General features: G+C 70.1%; 18 protein-coding genes. 12 read left to right on the top strand and 6 right to left on the bottom strand.

The annotated features are described in order from the left end of the window. Positions 1–73: 73 nt before the first annotated feature. Positions 74–409 carry a hypothetical protein gene (locus tag EAS64_RS27945; protein ID WP_145857778.1) on the top strand — a complete coding sequence of 112 codons (336 nt, stop codon included), beginning with the start codon at positions 74–76 and terminating at the stop codon, positions 407–409. After that, positions 406–1,323: an MFS transporter gene (locus tag EAS64_RS27940; RefSeq protein ID WP_145857776.1), complete on the top strand. Its 918-nt coding sequence runs from the start codon at positions 406–408 to the stop codon at positions 1,321–1,323. Before EAS64_RS27945 ends, EAS64_RS27940 begins: the two co-directional genes overlap by 4 nt. On the opposite strand, the gene EAS64_RS27935 is transcribed toward EAS64_RS27940, so the two are convergent. The 4 genes from EAS64_RS27935 to EAS64_RS27925 all read right to left on the bottom strand — a co-directional run bounded on the left by EAS64_RS27935 (position 1,306) and on the right by EAS64_RS27925 (position 6,774). Further along, positions 1,306–3,792 (bottom strand): bifunctional lysylphosphatidylglycerol flippase/synthetase MprF, encoded by a 2,487-nt coding sequence (locus EAS64_RS27935; RefSeq protein WP_145857774.1) that lies wholly within the window; start codon positions 3,790–3,792, stop codon positions 1,306–1,308. The genes EAS64_RS27940 and EAS64_RS27935 overlap by 18 nt on opposite strands. Continuing rightward, positions 3,793–4,350: a putative quinol monooxygenase gene (locus tag EAS64_RS27930; protein WP_145857773.1), complete on the bottom strand. Its 558-nt coding sequence runs from the start codon at positions 4,348–4,350 to the stop codon at positions 3,793–3,795. Positions 4,351–4,491: 141 nt separating this feature from the next. Beyond that, positions 4,492–4,887, bottom strand: coding sequence for a molybdopterin dinucleotide binding domain-containing protein (locus EAS64_RS46170; protein ID WP_281283340.1), 396 nt, complete (start codon positions 4,885–4,887; stop codon positions 4,492–4,494). 12 nt (positions 4,888–4,899) lie between these two features. After that, positions 4,900–6,774 carry a molybdopterin-dependent oxidoreductase gene (locus tag EAS64_RS27925; protein ID WP_246115882.1) on the bottom strand — a complete coding sequence of 625 codons (1,875 nt, stop codon included), beginning with the start codon at positions 6,772–6,774 and terminating at the stop codon, positions 4,900–4,902. A gap of 181 nt (positions 6,775–6,955) precedes the next feature. On the opposite strand from EAS64_RS27925, the gene EAS64_RS27920 reads away from it, so the two are divergent. Further along, positions 6,956–9,496: an FtsX-like permease family protein gene (locus EAS64_RS27920; RefSeq protein WP_222849660.1), complete on the top strand. Its 2,541-nt coding sequence runs from the start codon at positions 6,956–6,958 to the stop codon at positions 9,494–9,496. A gap of 551 nt (positions 9,497–10,047) precedes the next feature. Further along, positions 10,048–10,383 carry a dihydrofolate reductase family protein gene (locus EAS64_RS27915; RefSeq protein ID WP_246115881.1) on the top strand — a complete coding sequence of 112 codons (336 nt, stop codon included), beginning with the start codon at positions 10,048–10,050 and terminating at the stop codon, positions 10,381–10,383. Between the two features lie 73 nt (positions 10,384–10,456). Here EAS64_RS27915 and EAS64_RS27910 read toward each other — a convergent pair whose 3' ends face one another. Beyond that, positions 10,457–10,810: a VOC family protein gene (locus EAS64_RS27910; protein WP_145857768.1), complete on the bottom strand. Its 354-nt coding sequence runs from the start codon at positions 10,808–10,810 to the stop codon at positions 10,457–10,459. A 609-nt stretch (positions 10,811–11,419) separates the two neighbouring features. On the opposite strand from EAS64_RS27910, the gene EAS64_RS27905 reads away from it, so the two are divergent. The 5 genes from EAS64_RS27905 to EAS64_RS27885 all read left to right on the top strand — a co-directional run bounded on the left by EAS64_RS27905 (position 11,420) and on the right by EAS64_RS27885 (position 16,608). Then, positions 11,420–12,187 (top strand): glycosyltransferase family protein, encoded by a 768-nt coding sequence (locus EAS64_RS27905; RefSeq protein WP_187366225.1) that lies wholly within the window; start codon positions 11,420–11,422, stop codon positions 12,185–12,187. After that, on the top strand, positions 12,184–12,858 hold the full coding sequence (locus EAS64_RS27900) for a hypothetical protein (protein WP_145857765.1): 675 nt from the start codon (positions 12,184–12,186) through the stop codon (positions 12,856–12,858). The genes EAS64_RS27905 and EAS64_RS27900 overlap by 4 nt, the downstream gene beginning before the upstream one ends. Positions 12,859–13,151: 293 nt before the next feature. Continuing rightward, entirely contained in the window at positions 13,152–14,144 is a 993-nt protein-coding gene (locus EAS64_RS27895) for a DUF8189 domain-containing protein (protein ID WP_145857762.1), read from the top strand. A 134-nt stretch (positions 14,145–14,278) separates the two neighbouring features. Then, complete coding sequence (locus tag EAS64_RS27890; protein WP_222849659.1) at positions 14,279–15,046, top strand: ABC transporter ATP-binding protein; 768 nt, start codon at positions 14,279–14,281, stop codon at positions 15,044–15,046. Further along, positions 15,022–16,608, top strand: coding sequence for a hypothetical protein (locus tag EAS64_RS27885; protein ID WP_145857758.1), 1,587 nt, complete (start codon positions 15,022–15,024; stop codon positions 16,606–16,608). The genes EAS64_RS27890 and EAS64_RS27885 overlap by 25 nt, the downstream gene beginning before the upstream one ends. A gap of 22 nt (positions 16,609–16,630) precedes the next feature. Here EAS64_RS27885 and EAS64_RS27880 read toward each other — a convergent pair whose 3' ends face one another. After that, positions 16,631–18,592 carry an elongation factor G gene (locus EAS64_RS27880; RefSeq protein WP_145857756.1) on the bottom strand — a complete coding sequence of 654 codons (1,962 nt, stop codon included), beginning with the start codon at positions 18,590–18,592 and terminating at the stop codon, positions 16,631–16,633. A gap of 233 nt (positions 18,593–18,825) precedes the next feature. On the opposite strand from EAS64_RS27880, the gene EAS64_RS27875 reads away from it, so the two are divergent. The 3 genes from EAS64_RS27875 to EAS64_RS27860 are packed head-to-tail and all read left to right on the top strand — an operon-like array spanning position 18,826 to position 21,049. Continuing rightward, a complete protein-coding gene (locus EAS64_RS27875) occupies positions 18,826–19,035 on the top strand; it encodes a hypothetical protein (protein ID WP_145857754.1) in 210 nt (69 codons plus the stop codon). Between the two features lie 11 nt (positions 19,036–19,046). Continuing rightward, positions 19,047–19,754, top strand: a complete 708-nt coding sequence (locus tag EAS64_RS46165; protein WP_246115880.1) for a YciI family protein — start codon at positions 19,047–19,049, stop codon at positions 19,752–19,754. Between the two features lie 53 nt (positions 19,755–19,807). Further along, the gene (locus tag EAS64_RS27860; RefSeq protein WP_246115879.1) at positions 19,808–21,049 is read left to right on the top strand and encodes an RNA polymerase sigma factor; all 1,242 of its coding nucleotides are present in this window, start codon (positions 19,808–19,810) and stop codon (positions 21,047–21,049) included. Positions 21,050–21,144: the final 95 nt, after the last annotated feature.

The following is a 21,144-nucleotide window of genomic DNA, read 5'->3' as shown; positions in this document are numbered from 1 at the left end:
TCTCCTGACCGCTATTGCCCGATGATGTCGCACTCTTGTGCTGAGGGTCAATAGTGCGATGGACTGCTTCCCGATGGCCACCGCGATTAGCCGGAAGTTCGACCTGCTGAGCCTTGGCACGTTTGTCGTTCTCGGCATGCCCGACGGGATGCTCGGCACGGCCTGGCCGGCGATGCGCCGCAGCTTCGGCGCACCCATTGGAGACCTCGGCCTCATCCTGCTGGTGAACACCGTCGGTTCCGTGGTCATCGCGGCCTTCGTCGGCCGGCTCATCCAGCGGGCGGGGGCGGCCGCCGTGCTGGCCGTCGCCGCCGTCTGCGGCGCGGTCGGCGGCGTCTGCTACGCGGTGGCGCCCGGGCTGTGGCTCGTGCTCTGCGTCGGCCCGCTGGTGGGCGCCGGCATGGAATGATGGACGGCGGCCTCAACACCGCCGTCGGGCTCACCGGCCGGACCCGGCTGCTCAACCTGCTGCACGGCTTCTACGGCGTGGGCACCGCGATCGGGCCGCTCGTGGTCACCGTCGCGATCATCGGCGGCTCCTGGCGGCCCGCCTATCTGGTGCTCGGCGCGCTCAACGTGCTGACCGCCGTCTGCTGGATCGCCTACCGGCGCAGTGTGCCCGCTCCGGTGGCTGCCGCCGTGGCGGCCCCCGTATCCGCGACGGGGTCCGCTGCCTTCGAGGATCCCGGCACAGCGGGCCCCGCCCGGCCGGCAAACCCGGCCGATGGCTGGAGCCAGCGGCGGGTTGTCACGGTCCTGGCGCTTGGCTTGATCGTGTTCTTCCTGTACACCGGGCTCGAGGTGGCCGCGGGCCAGTGGGAGACGAGCTTCCTGCGCGGCCAGCTGGGCCTGTCGGCATCGGCCGCGGGGCTTGCCGCCTTCGGCTACTGGGGCGCGCTGACCGCCGTACGGATCGGCCTCGCCCTTCCCGCCCGGCAGGTCCCGGCACAAACGGTGATCGGGTCCGGCCTGCTCACCGCCATCGGTTCCAGTGGCTTGATCTGGTGGCAGCCCGAACCCGCTGCGACCGTCCTGGCATTCGTCCTTCTCGGCGGGTCGCTCGCCGGCGTCTTCCCCGCCCTCATCGCCGTCACGCCGCGGCGGATCGGCGAGGAACGCGCCAAGCACGCGATCGCCTGGCAGGTCGGCGCCGCGGCCGCCGGCGGGTCCGGGATCTCCGCCGTCATCGGGCTGCTGATCGACCAGACCAGCCTGGCGGTGCTCGGTCCGGCGGTCGTCGTGCTCGCGCTGCTGCTGTTCGCCGCCAACATGGCCCTGACCAGGCTCGCGCCGATTCGGGGCGGGTCAGCTGCTGACCGGTGACCGCTCTTTCGCCTGCGGGCGGTCCCTGCGGAGCCTGGCGAGCGTGCGCAGGCCCTGCCGGGAGATGGGGTGGGGCAGGTAGACGCTGCCGATCGCGATGGCGATCGGGCCGAGCGCGGCCGGATCGGGGTAGGTGAGGTAAAGCGGCTCGTAGACCGGCTGAAACTTGTCCTTGAACTGCCGCAGCGACTGGAATCCGTAGGCCGGCTCGATGGCGTCGCCGATTACCTCAAGCGCACGCTGCAGCGCGCGTGGCTGCTCGCAGCCCTCGCCGCGGTCTAGCCCGGCGAGCGGCGCGCCGGAAAGGCTGACGAAGCGCGCCCCTTCCTCCTGGAAGGTCAGCGCCGCCGTGGTGATCAGGAACTCCATCACGCCGCGGACCGTGCCCTCGGTGTTCCTGCGCATGAGGTCGATCGTCCAGCCGACGGGGCGGCCCGCCTCGTAGACGGGCAGCCAGCTGGTGATGGCGTGCAGCTTGCGGTCCGCGTCGACCGCGACCAGGCAGCGGACGTTGGGGTCATCGAGCTCGTTAAGACCGCCGAGCATGAAGTTCATCTCGGGCAGGCCCTTGTCCGCCATCCATTTCCTGGAAATCTGCTGGATCTGGCCGCGGAGTTCGGCAGGCATCTCCTGATAGGCCCACCATTCGGCGGTGATGCCTTCCCTGGCCGCCTTATTCATGGCGGCCCGAATGGTCTGCCACTTTTTGCCGGCGAATTGCAGGTTCCCCAGCGGGAGCAGCGCGTCCTCGGCGATCTGCACCGACCGCCAGCCGAGCCGCTGCGTCGCAGTGCGAGTCCGCGCTGTGACGCTATAGAGGCAGGGCTGCAGGGCGCGCTCCGCGCAGAAGCCGGCGAACTCCGCGATCGCGGAGTCGATTGCGGCCGGCTCGCCGAATGGCTCGCCGATGGTCATCGCGACGCCGGCGATGGCCCGGTAGGCGATCGCGGCTCGTCCGTCCGTGCTGAACCAGTAGGCGTTTCCCGGCCAGGTCGACATGTAGGAAAGCGTCGAGCCGCCGCGGCTGAGTATTTCCCGCGCCCTGGCCGCAGCGTTCGCGTCCCGGTTGGTGCGGGTGTGCACGAAGAACGCGGTAAGCGCGCCGAGAACCACCATCCAGAACGACAGGAAGACCCAGACGTACAGCAGCCGCACGGCCAGGCCCGCCGGCAGGAAGCGATTGCTGAACAACATGCTGCCAAAGAACCGGACCGGCAGGTCCGGCGCCCGGCCGCCCACTTCGGGATGGGCGCCCAGGTGGCCCCGCAGCAGGTAGCCGAGCAGCAGGAACGCGCCAAGGCAGACGCCAAGCGCGGCGGCCAGGGTGGCCGTCAGCTTCCTGACCGCCTCGCCGTCTGAGGTCTGGTCGAAGCGGCGGCAGGTGACAAGCAGCACTGCCAGCGTGACGAGCGACAGGACCGTCGCCTCTCTGGCCGGCAGAATCGTCCGTGTCCAGATGTCTGGCCTGGCCATGCGCGCGGTTGGTCCGGACTCGACCGCATAGACGACCCAGACGCTGGCGGCGAGCACGATCAGGTTGATGACCACCGCGAGCCACCAGGCGAGGCGCCGCCCGCGGTGCAGCCCGTAGGCGCACAGTAGCAGCAGCAGCGCGGGGCCGGCCTGCACCGGCACGCCCCCCTGGGCGGTGAACAGCAGGGAAGACAGGGTCATCGGGCCGTGCGCGCTGGCGGCAAGCGCGGCCATGATGCCGCCGAGCGCGGGCACCGCGACGAGCACGCCCACCAGCACCCGCACCTCGTGCTTGGGCCCGCGCGGTACCGCCCATGGCCAGGCACGGTCGTACGTCAGCGCCATGACGACGAGGCCGACTGCCGCGCCGCAGGCCAGCCCGAGCTGCTCCAGGTGCCCGATGTACATCACGCTGATCGCGATCGCGGCGCTCAGCAGCAGGCGCAGCCGCCCGCGCCACAACGGGGTAAGCGTGCAGCTCAGGGCGAAACCGACGCCGAGCATGCCGGGCAGCACGCCGACGGCCGTCTCCCCGGCCAGGGTGCCTGGCCACGCCTCGTGTGCCCGTTCGGCCAGCTTGATGAGGCCGGCGGCCAGCAGCAGCCCGGCCGTCTGGCTGACAAGCAGCGTGGTAAACGTGCGGGTAATCCCCATCCGGTGCTCGGCCGGCGCGAGGATCAGCAGGCCAAGCACCGTAATGGTCAGATAGCTGTCCAGGCCGGACGCCCACAGGCCAGCGCTAAGCGGAGTCCACCAGTACCCGTGCCCGAGTGACGGCAGGCCGGCGCCGACACGGCCGGACAGCCACGGTGACGGCCCGTGTGCAATGCTGCCCGCGAGCAGCCCGGCGACCCAGACCACGGCCAGATAGCACATGGTCGCGGGCGCGCACTTGAACAGGCCGGAGACCAGGCCGCGCAGCGATAGCGGCATGACGGCAGCGCCCTGCTCCCGTTCGGCTCCAAGCTCGTCCAGACCATGCTGTACGGCGGTCATTTACGCACGCTCCGTGCTGGCCAGCCGGGCGACGTTGAACACCTGTTCGCCGCGGCGGACCCGCCAGTCACATCTACCCCAAAAAGGCATCAACGCCGCTTCCATTATCATGTCGCGCCGAGGGTACATGGTCCGCTGCTGGGGCTGCACATGGTCATGGCCATTGGCGATGCTCGGTGTCCGCCGCCGCGTCCAGTTCAGCCGGGCTGAGGCGCGGCCGGCGTGCTCAGCCGCTAACCGCGGCTGGATCTCCCCCATCGGGCCGAAGCCGTCATGCGGGGTGTCGATGTAGATGATCTGCGGCTGGGTGGCCACCAGATCGGGCGCGGTCTCGAAGAACTTCTTCACGTAGGGCTGCCTGACGTGCGCGCCGCCCGCGTCGGCATCGGTGAAGCCCTCGATGCAGATGAACTCGTTGTCGTCGGTAAGGCTCCTGGCGAACTGGAAGAAGAGGCAACCGTCCTCGGAGTTGACGTCCCTGGCGTAGGCGTCCGCCAGCGCCAGCCACTGATCCATCTTCTCCGGCCGGATCTGCATCTTGATGTTGATCAAGATCACGGGTTTCCCCTTCTGTTTGTTGACCCTCGTCCTAATCGTCGTGCGGCGCGCCGGCGAGCGTCAACCGGAACAGCCAATCGCCAGGGTCGATTGACCTACTGCTCCCGCTCGTCGCGGTCGGTCTAGGTGCAGACGCACGCCTCAGGCGGTCGCGGGAGGTCGCGTGACAGCCAGCTCCGGCGGGGTGCCGTGGTACGGCTCTACCTCGACGAGGGTCAGCTGGCCGGTGCAGCCCTGGCTGAGGGTCGACGAGGGCCGGTCGGCGGTGAGCACGTTGGGGTTGCCGTGACGGCAAAAGCCCGGGTCAGCTGGGTCCGGGTCATACCAGGCGCCGGTGGAAAGCTGGGCGACCCCCGGCCGCAGCGCGTCGTCGACGGCGAGCCCGGCCAGGCAGGCACCCCGGTCGTTGAATATCCGGACGATGTCGCCGTCGCGCAGGTCGCGGGCTGCCGCGTCGGCGGGGTGCATCCGCACCGGCTCGCGCCCGGCGATCTTGACCGACTGGCTGTGCGCGCCGACGTCCAGCTGGCTGTGCAGCCGGGACTTCGGCTAGTTGGCCACCAGTTGCAGCGGGAAGCGCTTGGCGGCCGGGGAGCGGAGCCATTCGTCCGGCTCGCGCCAGACCGGGAGGCCCGGGCAGTCCTGGTACTGAAAGCTGTCGATGGTCGCGGAGAAGATCTCGATCTTGCCGGACGGCGTGCTGAGCGGGTGAGCGTCGGGGTCGGCGCGGAAGTCGGCGAACGCCACCTGCGGCTCGCTGGCCACCGGCAGTTCGAGGCCCTCTCCTGCCCAGAACTCGTCGAAGCCCGGTACCGCGTGTCCCCGCTCGGCCAGGTTGCCCCGCCACTCGTCGTACAGGTGCCGCAGCCACTCCATCGCGGTGCGGCCCTCGGTGAAGTCCTTGCCCGTGCCGAGCCGATCCGACAGGCCCGCGAAGATGGCGTAGTCGTCCCTGGCTTCGCCGTGCGGCCGGGTGAGCGCGGGCATCGGGAAGAACATCCTGTCGTTCTGCCCTGAGCCGTAGTCGTCACGTTCGATGGTCATGGTGACCGGCAGCACGATGTCGGCATGCCGCGCGGTCGCCGTCCAGAACGGGTCATGCACCACCACCGTCTCCGGCCGGGTGAACGCCTCGCGCAGCCGCGCGAGGTCCTGGTGGTGGTGGAAGGGGTTGCCGCCGCACCAGTACACCAGCCGGATGTCGGGGTAGGTCAGCCGCTGCCCGTTGTAGTCATAGGCCGCACCGGGATTCAGCAGCATGTCGGCGATCCGCGCGACCGGGATGAACGCGGAGACCCCGTTCCTGCCCTGCGACAGCCGCGGCACCGACAGCTGGGGCTTTGGCTCGCCGACCAGGGACGTGGATCCGTAGCCATGGCCGAAACCACCGCCAGGCAGCCCGATCTGGCCGAGCATGGCGGCGAGCACCACGCCGAGCCACAGCGGCTGCTCCCCGTGGCGGGCACGCTGCAGCGACCAGCTGACGGTCACCAGGGTGCGCGCCGCCGCCATCTCGCGGGCGAGTTCGGTGATGCGCGCCGCGGGCACACCCGTGATCGCCTCGGCCCACGCGGGGTCCTTGACGACGCCGTCCGCGGCACCGCGAAGGTAGCGGGCGAACCGCGGGTACCCGACCGTGTAACGGTCAAGGAAACCGGTGTCAGCCAGGCCGTCGGCGTCAAGCACGTGGGCGAGCGCGAGCATCAGCGCGGCGTCGGTGCCCGGCAACGGCGCGATCCATTCCGCCTGTGCCTCGGCGGGCGTGTCGTCGCGGATCGGGCTCACCGTGACGAACCGGCAGCCCCGTGCGCGGGCGGCTTTCACCCAGCCGCGAGTGTTATGCCGCGACACTCCGCCGGGCGACACCGCCGCGTTCTTCGGCGACAGCCCGCCGAAGGCGACCACCATTTCGCTGTGCTCCGCGAGCACAGACTTGGCCGTGGCCTGGCTGAGCAGCACGTCCACGTCGGCGATCACGTGCGGCAGCAGCACCGTGGAGGTGCCGAGACTGTAGCTGTTCACGTGCCGGACGTAGCCGCCGAGGACGTTCAGGAACCGGTGCACCTGGCTCTGCGCGTGGTGGAACCGTCCCGCGCTTGCCCAGCCGTACGAGCCGCCGTACACCGCCTGCGCCCCGTGATCACGGTAGACCCGGCGCAGTTCCCCGGCCAGCAGGTCAAACGCCCTGTCCCAGGACACGGGGACGAACGGCTCGTCGCCGCGCCGCGGCGCGCCCGGGCCATGGTCCAGCCAGCCCTTGCGCACGTGCGGCCGGGCGATGCGGGCCGGGTGATGCTGGGCCGAGGCGACATTGCCGATTTGCGGCATCGGCTCCGGGTCGCCGGCCCACGGCCGCACCTCGGTCAGCCGCTCCCCATCGCTAACCGCCTCGAACGTCCCCCAGTGCGTCAGATGGACAGCCATGCCGTCCATCGTAGGCTCCGGGTCGGACATTCCAGCTGGTGCTGGGACGCGCGCCGGGCGGCGGGCACTCCGGCGCGGCATGACCAGGCAGCTGGCCAGCACGAAATCCTCGTGTCAGCACCACCACGGCATGACGCCTGCATGATTGACGCGCAGACGCGCTGCCGATGAAATTCGGCTATTGAGCACGGTTCGCGTGGGCTCGCTGGAGACGGGGCAAGGTGCTGTGACGGCGTTCTGGCTGGTGATGTGGGTTGAGATGCGCGGGCGCTGGCGTGCCCTGGCGAGCCTGGCGCTGTTGCTTGGCCTGGTGGGCGGGGTAGTGCTTGGCGCGGCGGCCGGAGCGCGGCGCACGGATACCGCCTATCCCCGGCTGCGCGCGTGGGCGGACGCCTCCCAGCTGAGCGTCGTCCCCGAGGGCACCGGCCCGAGCGGGTACTACGCCGCGCTGGCGCGGCTGCCGCAGGCCGCGGCGGTCGCACCGGAGGTGCTCTACAACGCGGCCCTGCCGCCCGGGGTGCGGGCGGCAAGCCCGGTGGTGCAGGCGGTAGCCAGCCCGGACGGCAGCTACGGGACCACCGTCGACCGGGTGAAGCTGCTTGCGGGCCAGATGTTCGGCCCCCGCGAGCCGGGCGCGGCGGTGATCAACCAGCAGCTCGCCGACCTCGAGCACCTGACACCCGGCGGCACGCTGCGCCTGGGCTTCATCCCGCTCGATCCGGTCACCACCAACGAAGAGTTCTCGAAGGAGTTCATCCTGTCGTTCAAGGTGACCGGGATCGCCGTATTCGACAGCCAGGTCGTCAGCAGCGTCGCGCTCGCCAGCGCGCCGACCGCGCTGCTCAGCCCGCCGTTCGCCGCGACCGCGGCGGCCCGGTCGGCCCCGTGCTGTGCGGAGGCCGCGGTCCGCCTGCGGCCCGGCGCGGTCGAAGCCCAGTTCATCGCCGCGGCGGAGCGGCTCGCCAAGCGGTACGCGGGGACGCGGCAGCAGCAGGGCACGGGCGGCGCGGTTGACATCCTCAACGCCGCCGACCAGGTCAGCGCCACCCAGCGGGCCATCCAGCCGCAGGCGGTAGCGCTAGCGCTGTTCGCCACGCTGGCCGCGCTGATCGCGCTGGTGGTACTCAGCCAGCTGCTGAGCCGTCAGCTCACACTGGACGCGGCGCAATATCCGGCTCTCCGCGCCCTGGGCGTGACCCGCCCGGTGCTCGTGGCCGTCTCGCTGGCCAGGCTGGCCCTGGTGACCGGGGCCGGAGCGACGCTGGCGGTGGCGATTGCGATCGCCGGATCGCCGCTGATGCCGATCGGGCCGGCCCGGATGGCCGATCCGTCTCCGGGAATCTCGGTCGATCCGCTGGTGCTTGGCGCCGGCTTCGCGGCCATCGTCTTGCTGCCGCTGGCCATCCTGGCCCCGGCCGCGTGGCGGGCGGCGACCCGCGCGGCCGGGCCGGCGGGATCGTCCGCGATTAGCGGCCGCCCGTCGGCGCTAGGGGCGGCGCTGAGCCGGTGGGGGTCGGTGTCCGGCGGTCTCGGCGTGCGGATGGCGTTCGAGCCGGGGCGCGGGAGCACCGCCGTGCCGGTGCGCAGCGCGCTGGCCGCCACCATGGTCACCGTGGGCGCCGTGGCGGGAGCGCTGGTATTCGGCGCCAGCCTCGTCACACTGGTCGGCACGCCGCATGAGTACGGGCAGAACTGGGACGCCGAGCTTGACCTGGGCTTCGGGGCCGCCCCCGCGAACCTGGCCGGCCAGCTGCTGCGCCCCGATCCGGCGGTCACCGGGTTCGCGAGCGGCGACTACGGCCTGGTAAAGGTCAACGGAACGCTAGTGGGGGCCATCGGGCTTGACCCGGCGGCCGCCAGCCCAGGGGACGGCTACGTGACGATCCTGGCGGGCCGGGCGCCGGCCGGGCCGGGTGAGATCGCGCTCGGCGCCAAGACGATGGCCGCGGCGCACGTCAGGATCGGGCAGGACATTGCGGTGGTGATCAACCACGCGTCCGTCACCGGCCCGCCCGTCAAGCGAAACATGCGGGTGGTCGGCGAGGTCATCCTCCCCGCCTTCAGCCGGGGCTCCTTCAGCCCCACCGACCTTGGTACCGGCGCCCTGCTCACCGCCTCGGTGCTGTCAGAGCCAGCGCCGAACAGCCCCTGCCCGTCCGGCACCTGCTACAACTTCTTCCTGATCCGCTACCGCCCCGGCACCGACGAGGCGAGCGCGGCGGCGACGCTGACCGCGCTGGCCACGCGGGCCGGCTGCCCGCCTGGCGCCTGCGTAGTCACCTCGGACCAGCGGCCGGGCGACATCCGGGACTACGCATCCGTCAGGGACACCCCGCTGGTCCTCGGCGCCCTGCTGGTGGTCCTCGCGGTGGGCACCCTGGCGCACGTCCTGCTGACCGGGGTGCGGCGGCGGCGCCGTGACCTCGCGGTGCTCAAGACGCTCGGGCTCGGCCGCGGGCAGGTGCTGCGCCTGGTCGCGTGGCAGGCCGGCGCATTCGGCTGTGTGGCGCTGCTGGCCGGCCTGCCGCTTGGCGTGCTGGCGGGACGGCAGGCCTGGGCGGCGTTCGCCGACGCCGCGGGGATCGCGCCCGCACCGGACATCCCGATGGCGCTCATCCTGCTGACGATCCCGGTCACCTTGCTGATCGCGGTCCTCATCGCCCTCTGGCCTGGCTGGCGCGCCGCCCGCCTGCGGCCCGCAGCGGTCCTGTGGACCGAGTAGCTGGCAGCACGCGGACGGCATCGTGGATCTCGGGAACGGCCTGTGCTTCCGCGGCCTGTGATCGTGGGCCATCCGGCGGAACAAGCCGACTACGAAGGCAATTCATCCCGTTTAGCACCCATTTATCCCCCCCCCCGGAAATCCGGTCATTTCGATAATTGTGTGTCGTTTGCGGCGAATGGCGCCGCGGATGGTCCACGGTATTTGGGGGCGGCCGGCTGCCGAGGCCGGGTCTGTCGGCTTTGCTTAACCGCCGGTGGGATAAAAAGTGCAAAGCGGACGCGAATGTGGTCGCCGCTTAAGCAAAGGTGGAAAAAGTGGTCGGTCGTTAAGCAAAGAGCGTCGCCGACTTGGCAGCTAGCGGCGTTTCGGGTTGCGCCGGGGATTCGCGGGGCCGTGTTCGATGTGGAGTGGGGGCGGATACGCGACCGAGCTTACGCCGATGAGATCCAGGCGCCGGTGACGTCTTCACTCCGGACCGCGGGGCACGCAAGAACACAGAACGGAGACGCGGCGGTGGCGATCAATTTCGGCGACTCGGCGGTCGCGCGATGAGCGGCAAGGTGGTCGTGAACAGGGCGATGTCGCTTGACGGCTTCATCGCCGGTCCCGGAGACGCGATGGACTGGATCTTCGATTTCATGGTGCCTGTCCCCTCCTGGCAGGAGGAGATCGCGGCGGCCACCGGCGCCATGCTCGTCGGCCGACGGACCGACGAGGTGGGCGACAGGATGGACGCCAACAAGGAGCGGGGGGCGGCATCGAGCGACGAAAGCTACCCGTTCCATGGACCCACGTTCGTCCTCACCCATCGGCCGCCGGACCCGCCGGCCGCGGATGTCACGTACCTCAGCGGTGACATCGGGGAAGCGGTCGCCGGGCGCTGAAGGCGGCGGGCGGGAAGAACCTCGAAATCCTCGGTGCCGACGTGGCCGGTCAGTGCCTGCGGGCGGGTCGCGGTCAGGCGGGCTGCCACAGCTCGATCCGGTTGCCCTCGGGGTCGGTGACCCAGCCGAACCGGCCGACGCCCGCCATGTCCTGTGTTTCCCCGGACACGTCCGCTCCCTTGGCGCGCAGCTGCGCGAGCATCGCGTCCAGGTCGCGGACCCGGAAGTTGACCATGGTCTGCTGGGCGCGGGACCCGAAGTAGCCGGTGTCCGACTCGAACGCCGCGAAGACCGTCGGCCCGTCCGCCGGGTGCCACAGGCCGTTCTCGTCGGCATCCAGGCCCAGGCAGTCGCGGTACCACGCGCCGAGGGCGGCCGGGTCGGCGGCCCTGATGAAGTACCCGCCAATGCCAAGCACGTGTTCCATGCCGCCATCTTGCCAGGACCGGAGCGGGCCTCTCAGTGAACCCGTGATCTCCGCGCTCGGCGTACGGTGCCTGCACCGGATGGCGAGCATGTGGACCACATCGTGATGCTCGACCCGGAGGCAAACGAGTTCTGCGTCGCGTGACCGACACGACGTGTGGGAAGGAATCCGCGCTCCCGGAAAGCGCAAACCGCACTGGCGGCAACGGGCATTACCGCTATCGCGCGGATAACTGAATAAGCCACAAGCTCGCATTAGTCAATTACACCTATAGGGACGCGAGGATGGAGCCCGTCTGGCACAGTGATCTGCGTGAAGACCGCCGTGGTGCAGCACAACTCGGCACGCCAGCCTTACGGGGCGCGGGGTAGGCGCCGCAGGATCGCATTCGCCGTAGCGATCTTGTTCACTTGCGCGAGCCTGGTTCAACAGGTCCTTTATGCCGTCGGCCTGGTTCGCGAGTGGCCAGTAAGCGCATTGAGGGGATCTCCGGTTCCGCTGCTTCTCGTGGCCGCGCCGGCGTGGGCACTCACCCGCCCGTGGCCGTTACCGCCTCCGCACCTGCGGAAGGTGACGGCGGCTCTGGGAAGAGTTCCGTCCTGGCTGGCATTGGGACTGATCCTCCTGCTCACGGTCGTGCTCTGGCGTAACTTGCAGAGCGGCCTGCCTTACCTGGGCCACGACGAGGCGGTCTATGCGGCCAAGGCGCGCTCATGGCTCAACGGAACGCCGAGTGCTCAGTGGCGGCCCTACCGGCCAGTGGGCCTGCCCGCGCTGGCCTGGATCGCGCTGCATGTCCGCGACGATATCGGCGCCGTGCGCGCGGTTGGACTGATGCTCGCACTTTCCACGCTGGCCATCACGTACATGGTGGCGGCGCGGCTCACAAGTCCGTGGCGCGCCGCCGTGGCCACCCTCGTCATGCTGAGCGGATGGGGGTTTCTGCGCCGCCTGCCAGAATTCCTCGACGATATCGCCGCCGCAGGCCTGCTTGCGGCGGTCGCCTACCTGATGGTCAGGGCACGCCAGCGGCCGGGCTCATTCTCGCTGCTGGCGGCAGCCGTAGTGGCGGTGGCGGCATTCTACGTGCGCTACGGCGTCATCAGCGGTTTCATCGCGCTCGGCGGCGCCGCGCTTGCGACGTGGGGGTGGCGGGACTGGATCACATCCTGGCGTGACGTCGCGGCCGGCGGCGTCTTCATCGGCGGCCTGGGCGCGCACCTCGCCTACAGCAGCAGGACGGCAAGCTCGCCGCTAGAGGTCCTACTCTCCGCCCTTCAGGTCGCCCCCAAGGGGGGTACTTCGGCGAGGGGATCGTCTACTACGCGGCGGTCTTTCCCTTCCGACTGGCGGGCGATCTCGGCGGCGTCGTCATGACAGCAGGCCTCATGGCCGCGTTTCCCGCGGCCCGCCGCGTCTTCCGCTTGGGCGGCGCATCGCCGGCCGACCACGTGCGAGTCTTCCTGGCCGTGACCGCTGTGGCGAACGTGCTCTTGCTTGGCCTGATCGCCGACGGCGAGGAGCGTTACGTCTTCCTCTCGGTCCTGCTGCTGCTGATCCTCGGGGCTGACGCCATCGCGCGCTACGCCAGCTCTTGGTCGGCCATCGTTCTCGCCGCGTTCGCCGCGTTCGCCGTGCTGGCGGCCGGCGTGGACTATCGCGTCGTCATGAACGGCGATTTCGCTGTCGTGACCGCTGAGCAGACCTCACTCGTGACGGCGGCGCAGGAGATTTCCGGTCGCCATCCGTGTCTGGTCGTGACCGGCTTCCAGCCGGAGATGGGATGGTACTCGGGGTGCGCCACGACCGGCTTCCCGCAGGGCGAAACGGGACGGCTTCCCCCGGGCGAGCGCGTCTACGTGGTCCTTTTCCAGCGGGGCGGCACAGGCCAGCCCCACCTGGCTCAGCTCAAGAAGCTCACCGCTGGCCGGCACGTGACGATCAAGAACGTGCACACGAACGGTTCACTCGGCGATGCCCGGATCATCACGCTGTCATCCGGACCTGCGGGAGCTGGCCGGGATCCGGCTTACCGTCAAGCGGGTTGAGCGCGGGCGGGCCTCTCGCCGCGGGCAGCGGGCCGTTGGTCTCTGACCTGGTCCGGCCCTGTCGTGGTACCGCAGAAATGAGGGGTGCTGTCCGCGGGTGCGCCGCGGGTACCGCCAGCTAGTCCGCGGCCCCGGAAGAGGTCGTTTGGCGATTGGCTGTCAGCCGTACGCCCCTACCGCCCGGCAGGAACAGCGCGAATCCTGTTATTTGAAGGTAGCCCCGGGATCGCCGGCGCGATCACTGCTCACGCCGGACTGTGTATCGATCCCGGTCACGGGAAGGGGTGTTGGGGATGTCCAGACGTCTCACGCGCGGCTTGTATGCCGTCGCGGCGGCATCGCTTGCGATCGTAATGGCGGGTTCCGCCCGGGCTGGCGCCGCGGCCGCGGCACCGGCCGTCAGGCCGGACCAGCCTCAGCCTGGCGTCGCGCTCAGCGTGGCCCAGGACAACTCGTATTCCTACCTGACCTACACCGGCAGGAACGGTCAGGTGTATCAGGTTCGCCTGGTCGGCGTTCCGCACCGGGCCCCGGCGCCCAGGGGCGGGAAGCTGATCGGCGGTCCCGCCGCGGTGTGGGTGCCGCCGGGCACCCTGCCGATCAGCGGTCACGTGATATTCGGGCGCGGCACGGACAACAGGCTGTGGTGGCGGCACCAGGTCGGGTTCGGCTGGTCGGGGTGGGCTCCGCTTGGCGGCGTGCTCACCTCACGGCCGGCGGTGACCATGGGCGGGTCGCTGTCTCCTGACTCGCTGTCCGTCTTCGTGCGGGGCACCGACGGGGCGGTGTGGTTCCGTACCCTGCACGGGACCCCCGAGCCCGGTCAGCTGCAATGGACGCCGTGGACCAGGCTCGGCGGCAACCTGCTCCCCGGCACGGCTCCGGCGGTGACCAGCAACGCCGCAGGGCTGTTCGTCGCGGCCACAGGCACCGACCATGCCGTCTGGGTGCGGCAGCGGCTGGTCGGCACGACGTTTGGCCCCTGGCACTCCATCGGCGGCAAGACCGCGGCAGAACCGGGCATCACCAGCCCGGCACCCAAGGCGGTGACGGCGTTCATCCGCGGCACTGACAACGCGGCGTGGTTCAACGAGTTCTTCGGAAGCACGACGGGGGTGATGCCGGGCTGGAACTCGCTGCACGGCAAGCTCACCTCCGCTGTCACCGCGGTCCCCCGGCCGCTCCAATCGCGAGACACCGTGTTCGCGCTTGGCACCGACAACCTGCCGTGGGCGAGAGGCTGGCCGGCCGACCCTGCCTGGGAGCTCGTCCACATGGACTACTGAACCCCGGCGAGTTCGCCAAGCCGAGACTGGGCCTGCCACTTGACAACGGAAAACTTGATATCACAATGATATTAGTTAGCCGTTGGCCGGCTGATCCGCGAGGATCAGCCGGCCCCGCCGTCAAGGAGGCGGCCATGAGCGAGCCAGCCATCGCGGTTCACGGGCTGCGCAAGAGCTTTGACAAGAAGGAAGCCGTGGCCGGGATCGATCTGGAGATCGCGGCCGGTTCCCTCGCGGGCCTGGTCGGGCCCAACGGCGCGGGCAAGACCACGTCGCTGTCCATGATGACCGGGCTGCTGCGGCCCGACGCGGGCCGGATCGTGATCAACGGGCATGACGTGTGGGCCGACCCGGTCGCCGCCAAGGCGGTGATCGGGGTGGTAACGGCAGAGGTCAGGCTGTTCGAGCGGCTGAGCGGCGAGGAACTGCTTGAATACGCCGGCCGGCTGCGCGGCCTGCCTGCCGCTGAGGCGCGCTCGCGCGCGGCGCAGCTGCTCGACATGCTCGACTTGACCGCTGACGCGAAGCGGCTGGTCGCGGACTACTCCACCGGGATGCGCAAGAAGGCCGCGCTCGGCTGCGCGCTCATCCACAATCCGCCGGTGCTGTTCCTCGACGAACCGCTCGAGGGCGTCGATCCGATCTCCGCCGACGTGATCCGCCGGCTGCTGGCGCGCCTGGTCGGCACCGGCTCGACGGTGCTGTTCTCCAGCCACGTCATGGAGCTTGTCGAGCAGATTTGCGATCACGTATCCGTCATCGACAAGGGCAAGATCCTGGCGACCGGCACGACCGACGAGGTGCGCGGCGGCAAGACCCTGCAGCAAGCGTTCATTGACCTGGTCGGACCGAGGTCGAGGGATGAGGAGGGACTGACATGGCTCGGCTCCTCGTCGAACTGAAGGTTCGCATGCTGCGCAACGCGATGCGCTCGTCCACGCCCGCGCAGATCTCGTTCATCATCAGCACGATCGCCGCCGCGCTGGTCGCGATCGGGACCTTCTGGGTCCTGGCGCAACTGCGTTCGGTGCCCGCGTCGGTAGACCTGACCACGGTCATCTTCAGCATCTTCGCGATCGGCTGGCTACTGTGCCCGATCTTCGCCTTCGGCCTTGACGGCACGCTCGACCCGGCGACGATTGCCCTGTATCCCCTCCGCACTCGTCCGCTGGTCGTCGGGCTGCTTGCCGCGTCGGCGGTCGGGGCCTGGCCGGCGGCCAATGTGCTCGGCCTGCTCGGGGTAACCGTCGGGCTCGCGCACGGGCTCGGCATACTCGTCGCGTTCATCGCCGTGGTGCTTCAGGTGCTGTTCTGCATCGTGCTCGCCAGGTTCGTGATCACCAGCATGGCGCGGCTGCTGCGCTCGCGTCGCGGCAAGGACCTCGCCATCTTCCTGATCGTCCCGATTGGCGCCGCCCTTGAGTTCCTCTTCCAGGTGGTGCCAAGGGCGGCCGCCTCTGGCGGTCTCACCCCGGAGAGCTTCGCCGGCGTCGACAGCTGGCTGCGCTGGCTGCCGCCCGGCCTGGCCGCGCACGCGATCCAGGACGCCTCGACCGGGCAGCTGGGCAACGCCGTCGCGCGCCTCGTCCTGCTCGCGGCCGTCATCGCCGTGCTCGGCGTGCTGTGGGTGCGCTCGCTCGCCAGGGCCCTGGTCACCGCCGACACCACCACCGGGTCGTCGCGGGTGCGCAATGCCGCGCTGCCGCTTGCGCGCTACGGCCTGCGCGGCGCGGTAGCCGCCCGCTTCCTGCGGTATCAGTACCGCGAGCCCGCGTCCCTGGCCAACTGGGCCATCGCCGTCGTGGTGATGTTCATCTGCTCCGCGAGCACGATCTTCGGTCAGCAAAAGCATCCGGGGGTCATCGTCGCCAGCGCGGTCTTCGGCGCCGCGTTCGCCGGCGCGTACCGCGCCAACACCGTGGGGCAGGCGGGGCCGGCGTTCGTGCTCGAGGCCACGGCACTGAGCGGTCGCCGTGAGCTGCGCGCCTATTACTCCGGCCAGGACATCGTGTCCGCCGCGATCGCGATACCGCTGCTCATCGGTGTCTCACTCATCCTCGGCGTCCTGGTCGGCGACCTGACCGAGGGCGTCACCGCCGCCGCGGTCGGCGTGGCCGGTCTTGGCGCGTCCCTGGCAATGGGCAACATCTTCAACGTCGTGCTGGCCTATCCCATGCAGAAGCGAGCGGGCAATCCGATGCCGCAGCCGGCTCAGGGGTACTCGGGACACGCGGCAGGCATCATCTTCGGCTCTCTCGCGTGTGTCGCGGTGGCCGTCATTCCGATCATCATCCTTGGCAACCTGACCAGCGGCGTCTTGGTGGCGATCCGGCTGCCTGTGCTGTTCGGGTGCGCCGCCGCCTACGGCTTCGGCCTCGCCTGGCTCGGCGTGCGCGCCGCCGCCGTGGCGGCCGAGGGCAAGCTGCCCGAGCTATGCCAGATCGCCATGCGCACCAGCTTCTAGTGACGGGCACCAGCGAACCCGGTCAGCGAGGACGGGCGCGGAACCACTCCTCCCTGTCCAGGGGGTCGGGGCCGATCCTCGCGCGGATGGGCGGCGGTCCGGTGACTTGCGTGTGGTGGGTCACCTCGGCGGTGAAGACTCCTTCGCCGCTGGTCAGCTCGGGCAGCTGCGCCAGCAGCGGCTGGACGCTTCTGGCGGGCAGCGTGCCGGTCAGCGTCACCGCGTCGCCGACCGGGGTGGTGCCGGTGATAAGGCCGGACAGCCGGGCCACCGTTACCGTCACGGCGGGGAGCGCGCTGACGGGGACCTCCAGGCGGAACGTCTCGACCGGCTCGCAGACGACGGTTCCCGCCTGCCTGAGTGCCTCGTGGATCAGCACCGGGGCCAGGTTGCGGAAGTCGGCGCCGACGGATGACATGTTCTTGTTGAACTTCTGATGCATGTGGCTCTGCCTGGGGTAATAGCCGGTGTGCGTGAGCGTCACGCGCGCGTCGGGAATCGCCCAGGCGGACAGGCCTTGCGCCAAACCGTTCCGTACTCCCTCCCAAGTCGCGGTGAAGAAGGCGGGCGGCATGGAGCCGCGCTCTACCTCCAGGTCGCACACCAGACCCGCGCCGACCGGCGCGGGCGCAACGCGGAAGCCGAGCGTCGCCAGGTAGGGCGTGGTCTTCTCCGACACGATGGCATGCGCGGCGCCGGTTCCGGTGATCCGCTCTAGATGAACCGTGGTGGTTGGGCGGAAGGTAGCCGCCACGCCGAACTGCTCGGCGAGAAGGTCGGCGATCACCTCCTTCTGGACTTCGCCGTAGAGGCTGACGGCGATCTCGCCGTGCTCCTCATCGACGCGCAGGTTGATCAGCGGGTCGGCGGCGGCCAGCTCCCGCAGCGCCGCGAACAGCCGGCCGCGCATTGCCGGGTTGACCGGGTCGACCACGGATTCAAGCGCGGGGGCGGGGAACTGCCGGGTGACCCGGCCGGGGATGGTCTCCCCCACCCAGCTGCCGGTGCGGGCCGCGCTTATCCCGCGTATCCGCACCACGTCGCCGGCCCGCACGACCCTCTCGGAGACCCAGCCCTGAGGCGTCGACCGTTCCAGTGAGGTGATCACGTCGCGCCTGTCGCCCGCACGGTCCCTGACGCGCAGTTCGCCGCCGAACATGCGGCAGTGTGCCAGCGTGCCGTGGTCACCGTGCTCGATCTTGTAGATGACCCCCGACGGGTCACGGGTCGCCTGGCGAGCCCAGGGCAGGACGCGCGGCAGCGTCCGCAGCAGGTCGGGCACGCCCGCTCCGGTCAGCGCGGAGCCCGCCGCCACCGGTACCACCGCACCGCGGCCCACCTGGGCCCGCGCGGAGCGCAGCGCCATCGCCTCGGTGATGCCCGGCCCGTCCACGGCGGCGCGCAGCAGCCGGTCATCGCCCGCGGTGAGCACGTCGGTCACCACCGGATCCGTCAGCGAAACCGGCTTGACCGCCGCGCCGGGTGACCCCGCCGCGAGCACGCCCGTCAGGGGAAGCAGCAGCGCGCAGGAACCCGTCGCGAGGCGGCGGGTGATGTCGGCGCGGACCCGGGCGGGGTCCGCTCCCCGGCGGTCGATCTTGTTGATGAAGATCGCGCATGGCACGCCAAGGCGTCGCAGCACCCGCCAGAGGACGACGGTCTGCGGCTGCACTCCCTCCACCGCGGAGACCACGAGCACCGCCGCGTCGAGGACGGCGAGGCTGCGCTCCACCTCGGCGATGAAATCGGAGTGGCCCGGGGTGTCGATGAGATTGACCTGAACGTCGTCCACGGCGAAGGACGCCACGTTGGTACGGACGGTGATGCCGCGACGGCGCTCGATGTCCATCGAGTCGGTGCGGGTGGTTCCGGCGTCGACGCTGCCGAGTTCGCTGATGGCGCCAGCCTCGAACAGGAGACGTTCGGTCAGGCTGGTCTTGCCCGCGTCAACATGCGCCAGGATCCCGAGATTGAGAGTGTGCACGGGACGACTGCTCCAGGAGTCGGGTCGGGACGGACAGCGGTGCGGTCGCTGCACTCATCTCGGTTACCTCCCGGAGAAGATCGTCACGGACAATCAATTACCGCTCAGCCCGGCGTTCTCCCGCAACCGGTTTTTCTTGGCGCGGGTGTCCATGTCGCGAGATCCGTTCGTCGTCCGGTTAGACGAGCCGAGAAGAGCGGCTCGCAGAACGCCCACCGCACGAAGGAGCGACGATGTACTCGCTGTCGGACCAGATATACAAGTACGAGCATGGCCTTACCGCTGCCGAGCAACGGGCCGCGGACGTGCGCGCGGGTGAGACCGCAGCCGCACTGAGGGGCCTGGGGCTCCGTCTCGGGCACGCCGTCCGCCGCAGGCACGACGCGCGGCTGGCCGGCGACGCCGCGGGCAGGTCGGTACGGTACCTGTCGAGTGTTCGGTAAGGGGAGGAACAATGCGTTACATGCTGATCCACGCGGCCGACCCGGACCTAGCCGCGAACTGGGACGACGAGGCCCAGGCCGCGTTCGCCTCCTGGATTGAGGAGACGATCCGCACTCGGGTCAACCTGCAGGGCGCCCGCCTGCGGCCGACGGCGGATGCCACCACGGTCAAGATCAGGGGCGGCGAGCTCATCATCACCGACGGACCGTACGCGGAGACCAAGGAGCAGGTGGCAGGCTACGACCTGCTGGAGTGCGCCAGCCTGGACGAGGCGGTGCGGTTGGCCGGCGAGCACCCCAGCTCATGGACGGGGGCGATCGAGGTGCGCGCCCTGCCGGAGCGCGCACCGGCCGTGCCCCTGCCCAAGCCCGCAGAAGGCAAGATCCGGTACATGATGCTCGTCTGCACCGACCCGGCGGTCGACCCTCGCGAGTTCGACCGCGTCGAGCCGGTCGACCCCTGGGTCGATGAGATGGACGGCCGGGACGTTCGCCTGTATGGCAGCGAACTTGAACCGCCAGACTGCGCCCGCACCGTACGGGTGCGTGACAAGCATGCCATCGTGACGGACGGCCCGTTCGCCGAGACGAAGGAGCAGATCGCCGGCTTCGACGTGCTCGAGTGCGCCGACCTCGACGAGGCCATCGAGGTCGCGCGCAGGCACCCGATGGCCCGCCTTGGCCTGCTGGAGGTGAGGCCGTTCTGGCCGTTCGAGTAGGCCCACCCGGACCCGATGATCACGCCGTCACCGCGACAAGCGTCGTGGGGACGGTGGTGGCCGATGCCTTCCGTGAGGAGTGGGGCCGCATCACCGCGGCCCTGATCCACCAGACGGGTGACTGGGACCTGGCCGAGGAATGCGCGCAGGACGCCTTTGCCCAGGCGCTGCGGCGCTGGCCGCGCGACGGCGTGCCGAACCGTCCCGGCGCGTGGCTGATGACGGTGGCACGCAACGGGGCCATCGACCGCCTGCGGCGCAGCAGCAACTACCGTGCCAAGGTCGAGGAGTTGGCCGTGATGGCAACCAGGGACACGGGCCCTGACAACCCGGAGCCGGACCCCGGCGACGGCGGGGTTCCAGACGAGCGGCTGCGGCTCATCTTCACGTGCTGCCATCCCGCGCTGGCGATGGAGGCGCGGGTCGCCCTGACGCTGCGCACGCTGACGGGGCTGAGCACCGCCGAGATCGCGCGTGCCTTCCTGGTGCCAGAGGCCACCATGGCCAAGCGCCTCGTCCGGGCCAAGCACAAGATCGCCAACGCGCGCATCCCCTACCGGATACCGTCGGCCAGCGCCCTGCCGGAGCGGGTACCCGGCGTCCTCGCGGTGCTCTACCTGGTGTTCAACGAGGGATACGCGGCCAGTGCCGGAGACGACCTCATCCGGCGTGACCTGTGCGACCGGGCTGTCGCGCTGACCCAGGTGCTCGGGGACCTGCTGCCGGAAGAACCGGAAGCCAAGGGGCTGCTCGCGCTCATGCTGTTCCACCGCGCGCGGCAGGCCTCGCGGGTGAACGACCGCGGTGACCTGGTGACCCTGGAAGACCAGGACCGCACCGTGTGGGACCAGGCCCAGATCGGCCTCGCGCGCAGCCACCTGGCGGCGGCCCTGTCCGTCGGGCGGATCGGCCAGTACCAGATCCAGGCGGCCATCGCCGGCTGCCACGCCGCGGCCGCGACGCCGCAGGCCACCGACTGGCCAAGGATCGCGCGGCTCTACCAGCGCCTGGCAGACCTAACCGGTTCACCGGTCGTGGAACTGAACCGCGCGGTCGCGGTGGCCATGGCCGACGGCCCGGCGGCGGGCCTCGCGCTGCTGCGCGGCCTTGAGGCAGACGGCGCTCTCGCCGGCTACTACCTGCTGCCCGCGACCCGGGCCGACTTCCTGCGCCGTCTTGGCAGGAACGAGGAAGCCGCGAGCGCCTACGAGGAGGCGGCCGCCCTTGTCGCGACCGGCCCCGAGCGCCGGTTCCTGACCGCACGGCTGGCAGAGGTCAGATCGCAGCAGAGATGAACCTGTCCCCTTCAGTGTGGCACCATCAGGACGGATGGACTGCTCGAGGCAGAAGCCCCGGCTCGTTCGGAAATGAAGAGTCCTGTTACGAACGA

The organism is Trebonia kvetii (assembly GCF_007827045.1).
Classification (GTDB): Bacteria; Actinomycetota; Actinomycetes; order Streptosporangiales; family Streptosporangiaceae; genus Trebonia; species Trebonia kvetii.
This window is presented reverse-complemented; position numbering and strand designations above follow the sequence as displayed.

Excerpts from the sequence above, each read along its gene's own strand:
- EAS64_RS27945 (WP_145857778.1), top strand. The coding sequence starts at position 74 with ATGGCCACCGCGATTAGCCGGAAGTTCGACCTGCTGAGCCTTGGCACG.
- EAS64_RS27940 (WP_145857776.1), top strand. The coding sequence starts at position 406 with ATGATGGACGGCGGCCTCAACACCGCCGTCGGGCTCACCGGCCGGACC.
- EAS64_RS27935 (WP_145857774.1), bottom strand. The coding sequence starts at position 3,792 with ATGACCGCCGTACAGCATGGTCTGGACGAGCTTGGAGCCGAACGGGAG.
- EAS64_RS27925 (WP_246115882.1), bottom strand. The coding sequence starts at position 6,774 with ATGGCTGTCCATCTGACGCACTGGGGGACGTTCGAGGCGGTTAGCGAT.
- EAS64_RS27915 (WP_246115881.1), top strand. The coding sequence starts at position 10,048 with ATGAGCGGCAAGGTGGTCGTGAACAGGGCGATGTCGCTTGACGGCTTC.
- EAS64_RS27910 (WP_145857768.1), bottom strand. The coding sequence starts at position 10,810 with ATGGAACACGTGCTTGGCATTGGCGGGTACTTCATCAGGGCCGCCGAC.
- EAS64_RS27900 (WP_145857765.1), top strand. The coding sequence starts at position 12,184 with ATGACAGCAGGCCTCATGGCCGCGTTTCCCGCGGCCCGCCGCGTCTTC.
- EAS64_RS27895 (WP_145857762.1), top strand. The coding sequence starts at position 13,152 with ATGTCCAGACGTCTCACGCGCGGCTTGTATGCCGTCGCGGCGGCATCG.
- EAS64_RS27890 (WP_222849659.1), top strand. The coding sequence starts at position 14,279 with ATGAGCGAGCCAGCCATCGCGGTTCACGGGCTGCGCAAGAGCTTTGAC.
- EAS64_RS27885 (WP_145857758.1), top strand. The coding sequence starts at position 15,022 with ATGGCTCGGCTCCTCGTCGAACTGAAGGTTCGCATGCTGCGCAACGCG.
- EAS64_RS27875 (WP_145857754.1), top strand. The coding sequence starts at position 18,826 with ATGTACTCGCTGTCGGACCAGATATACAAGTACGAGCATGGCCTTACC.
- EAS64_RS46165 (WP_246115880.1), top strand. The coding sequence starts at position 19,047 with ATGCGTTACATGCTGATCCACGCGGCCGACCCGGACCTAGCCGCGAAC.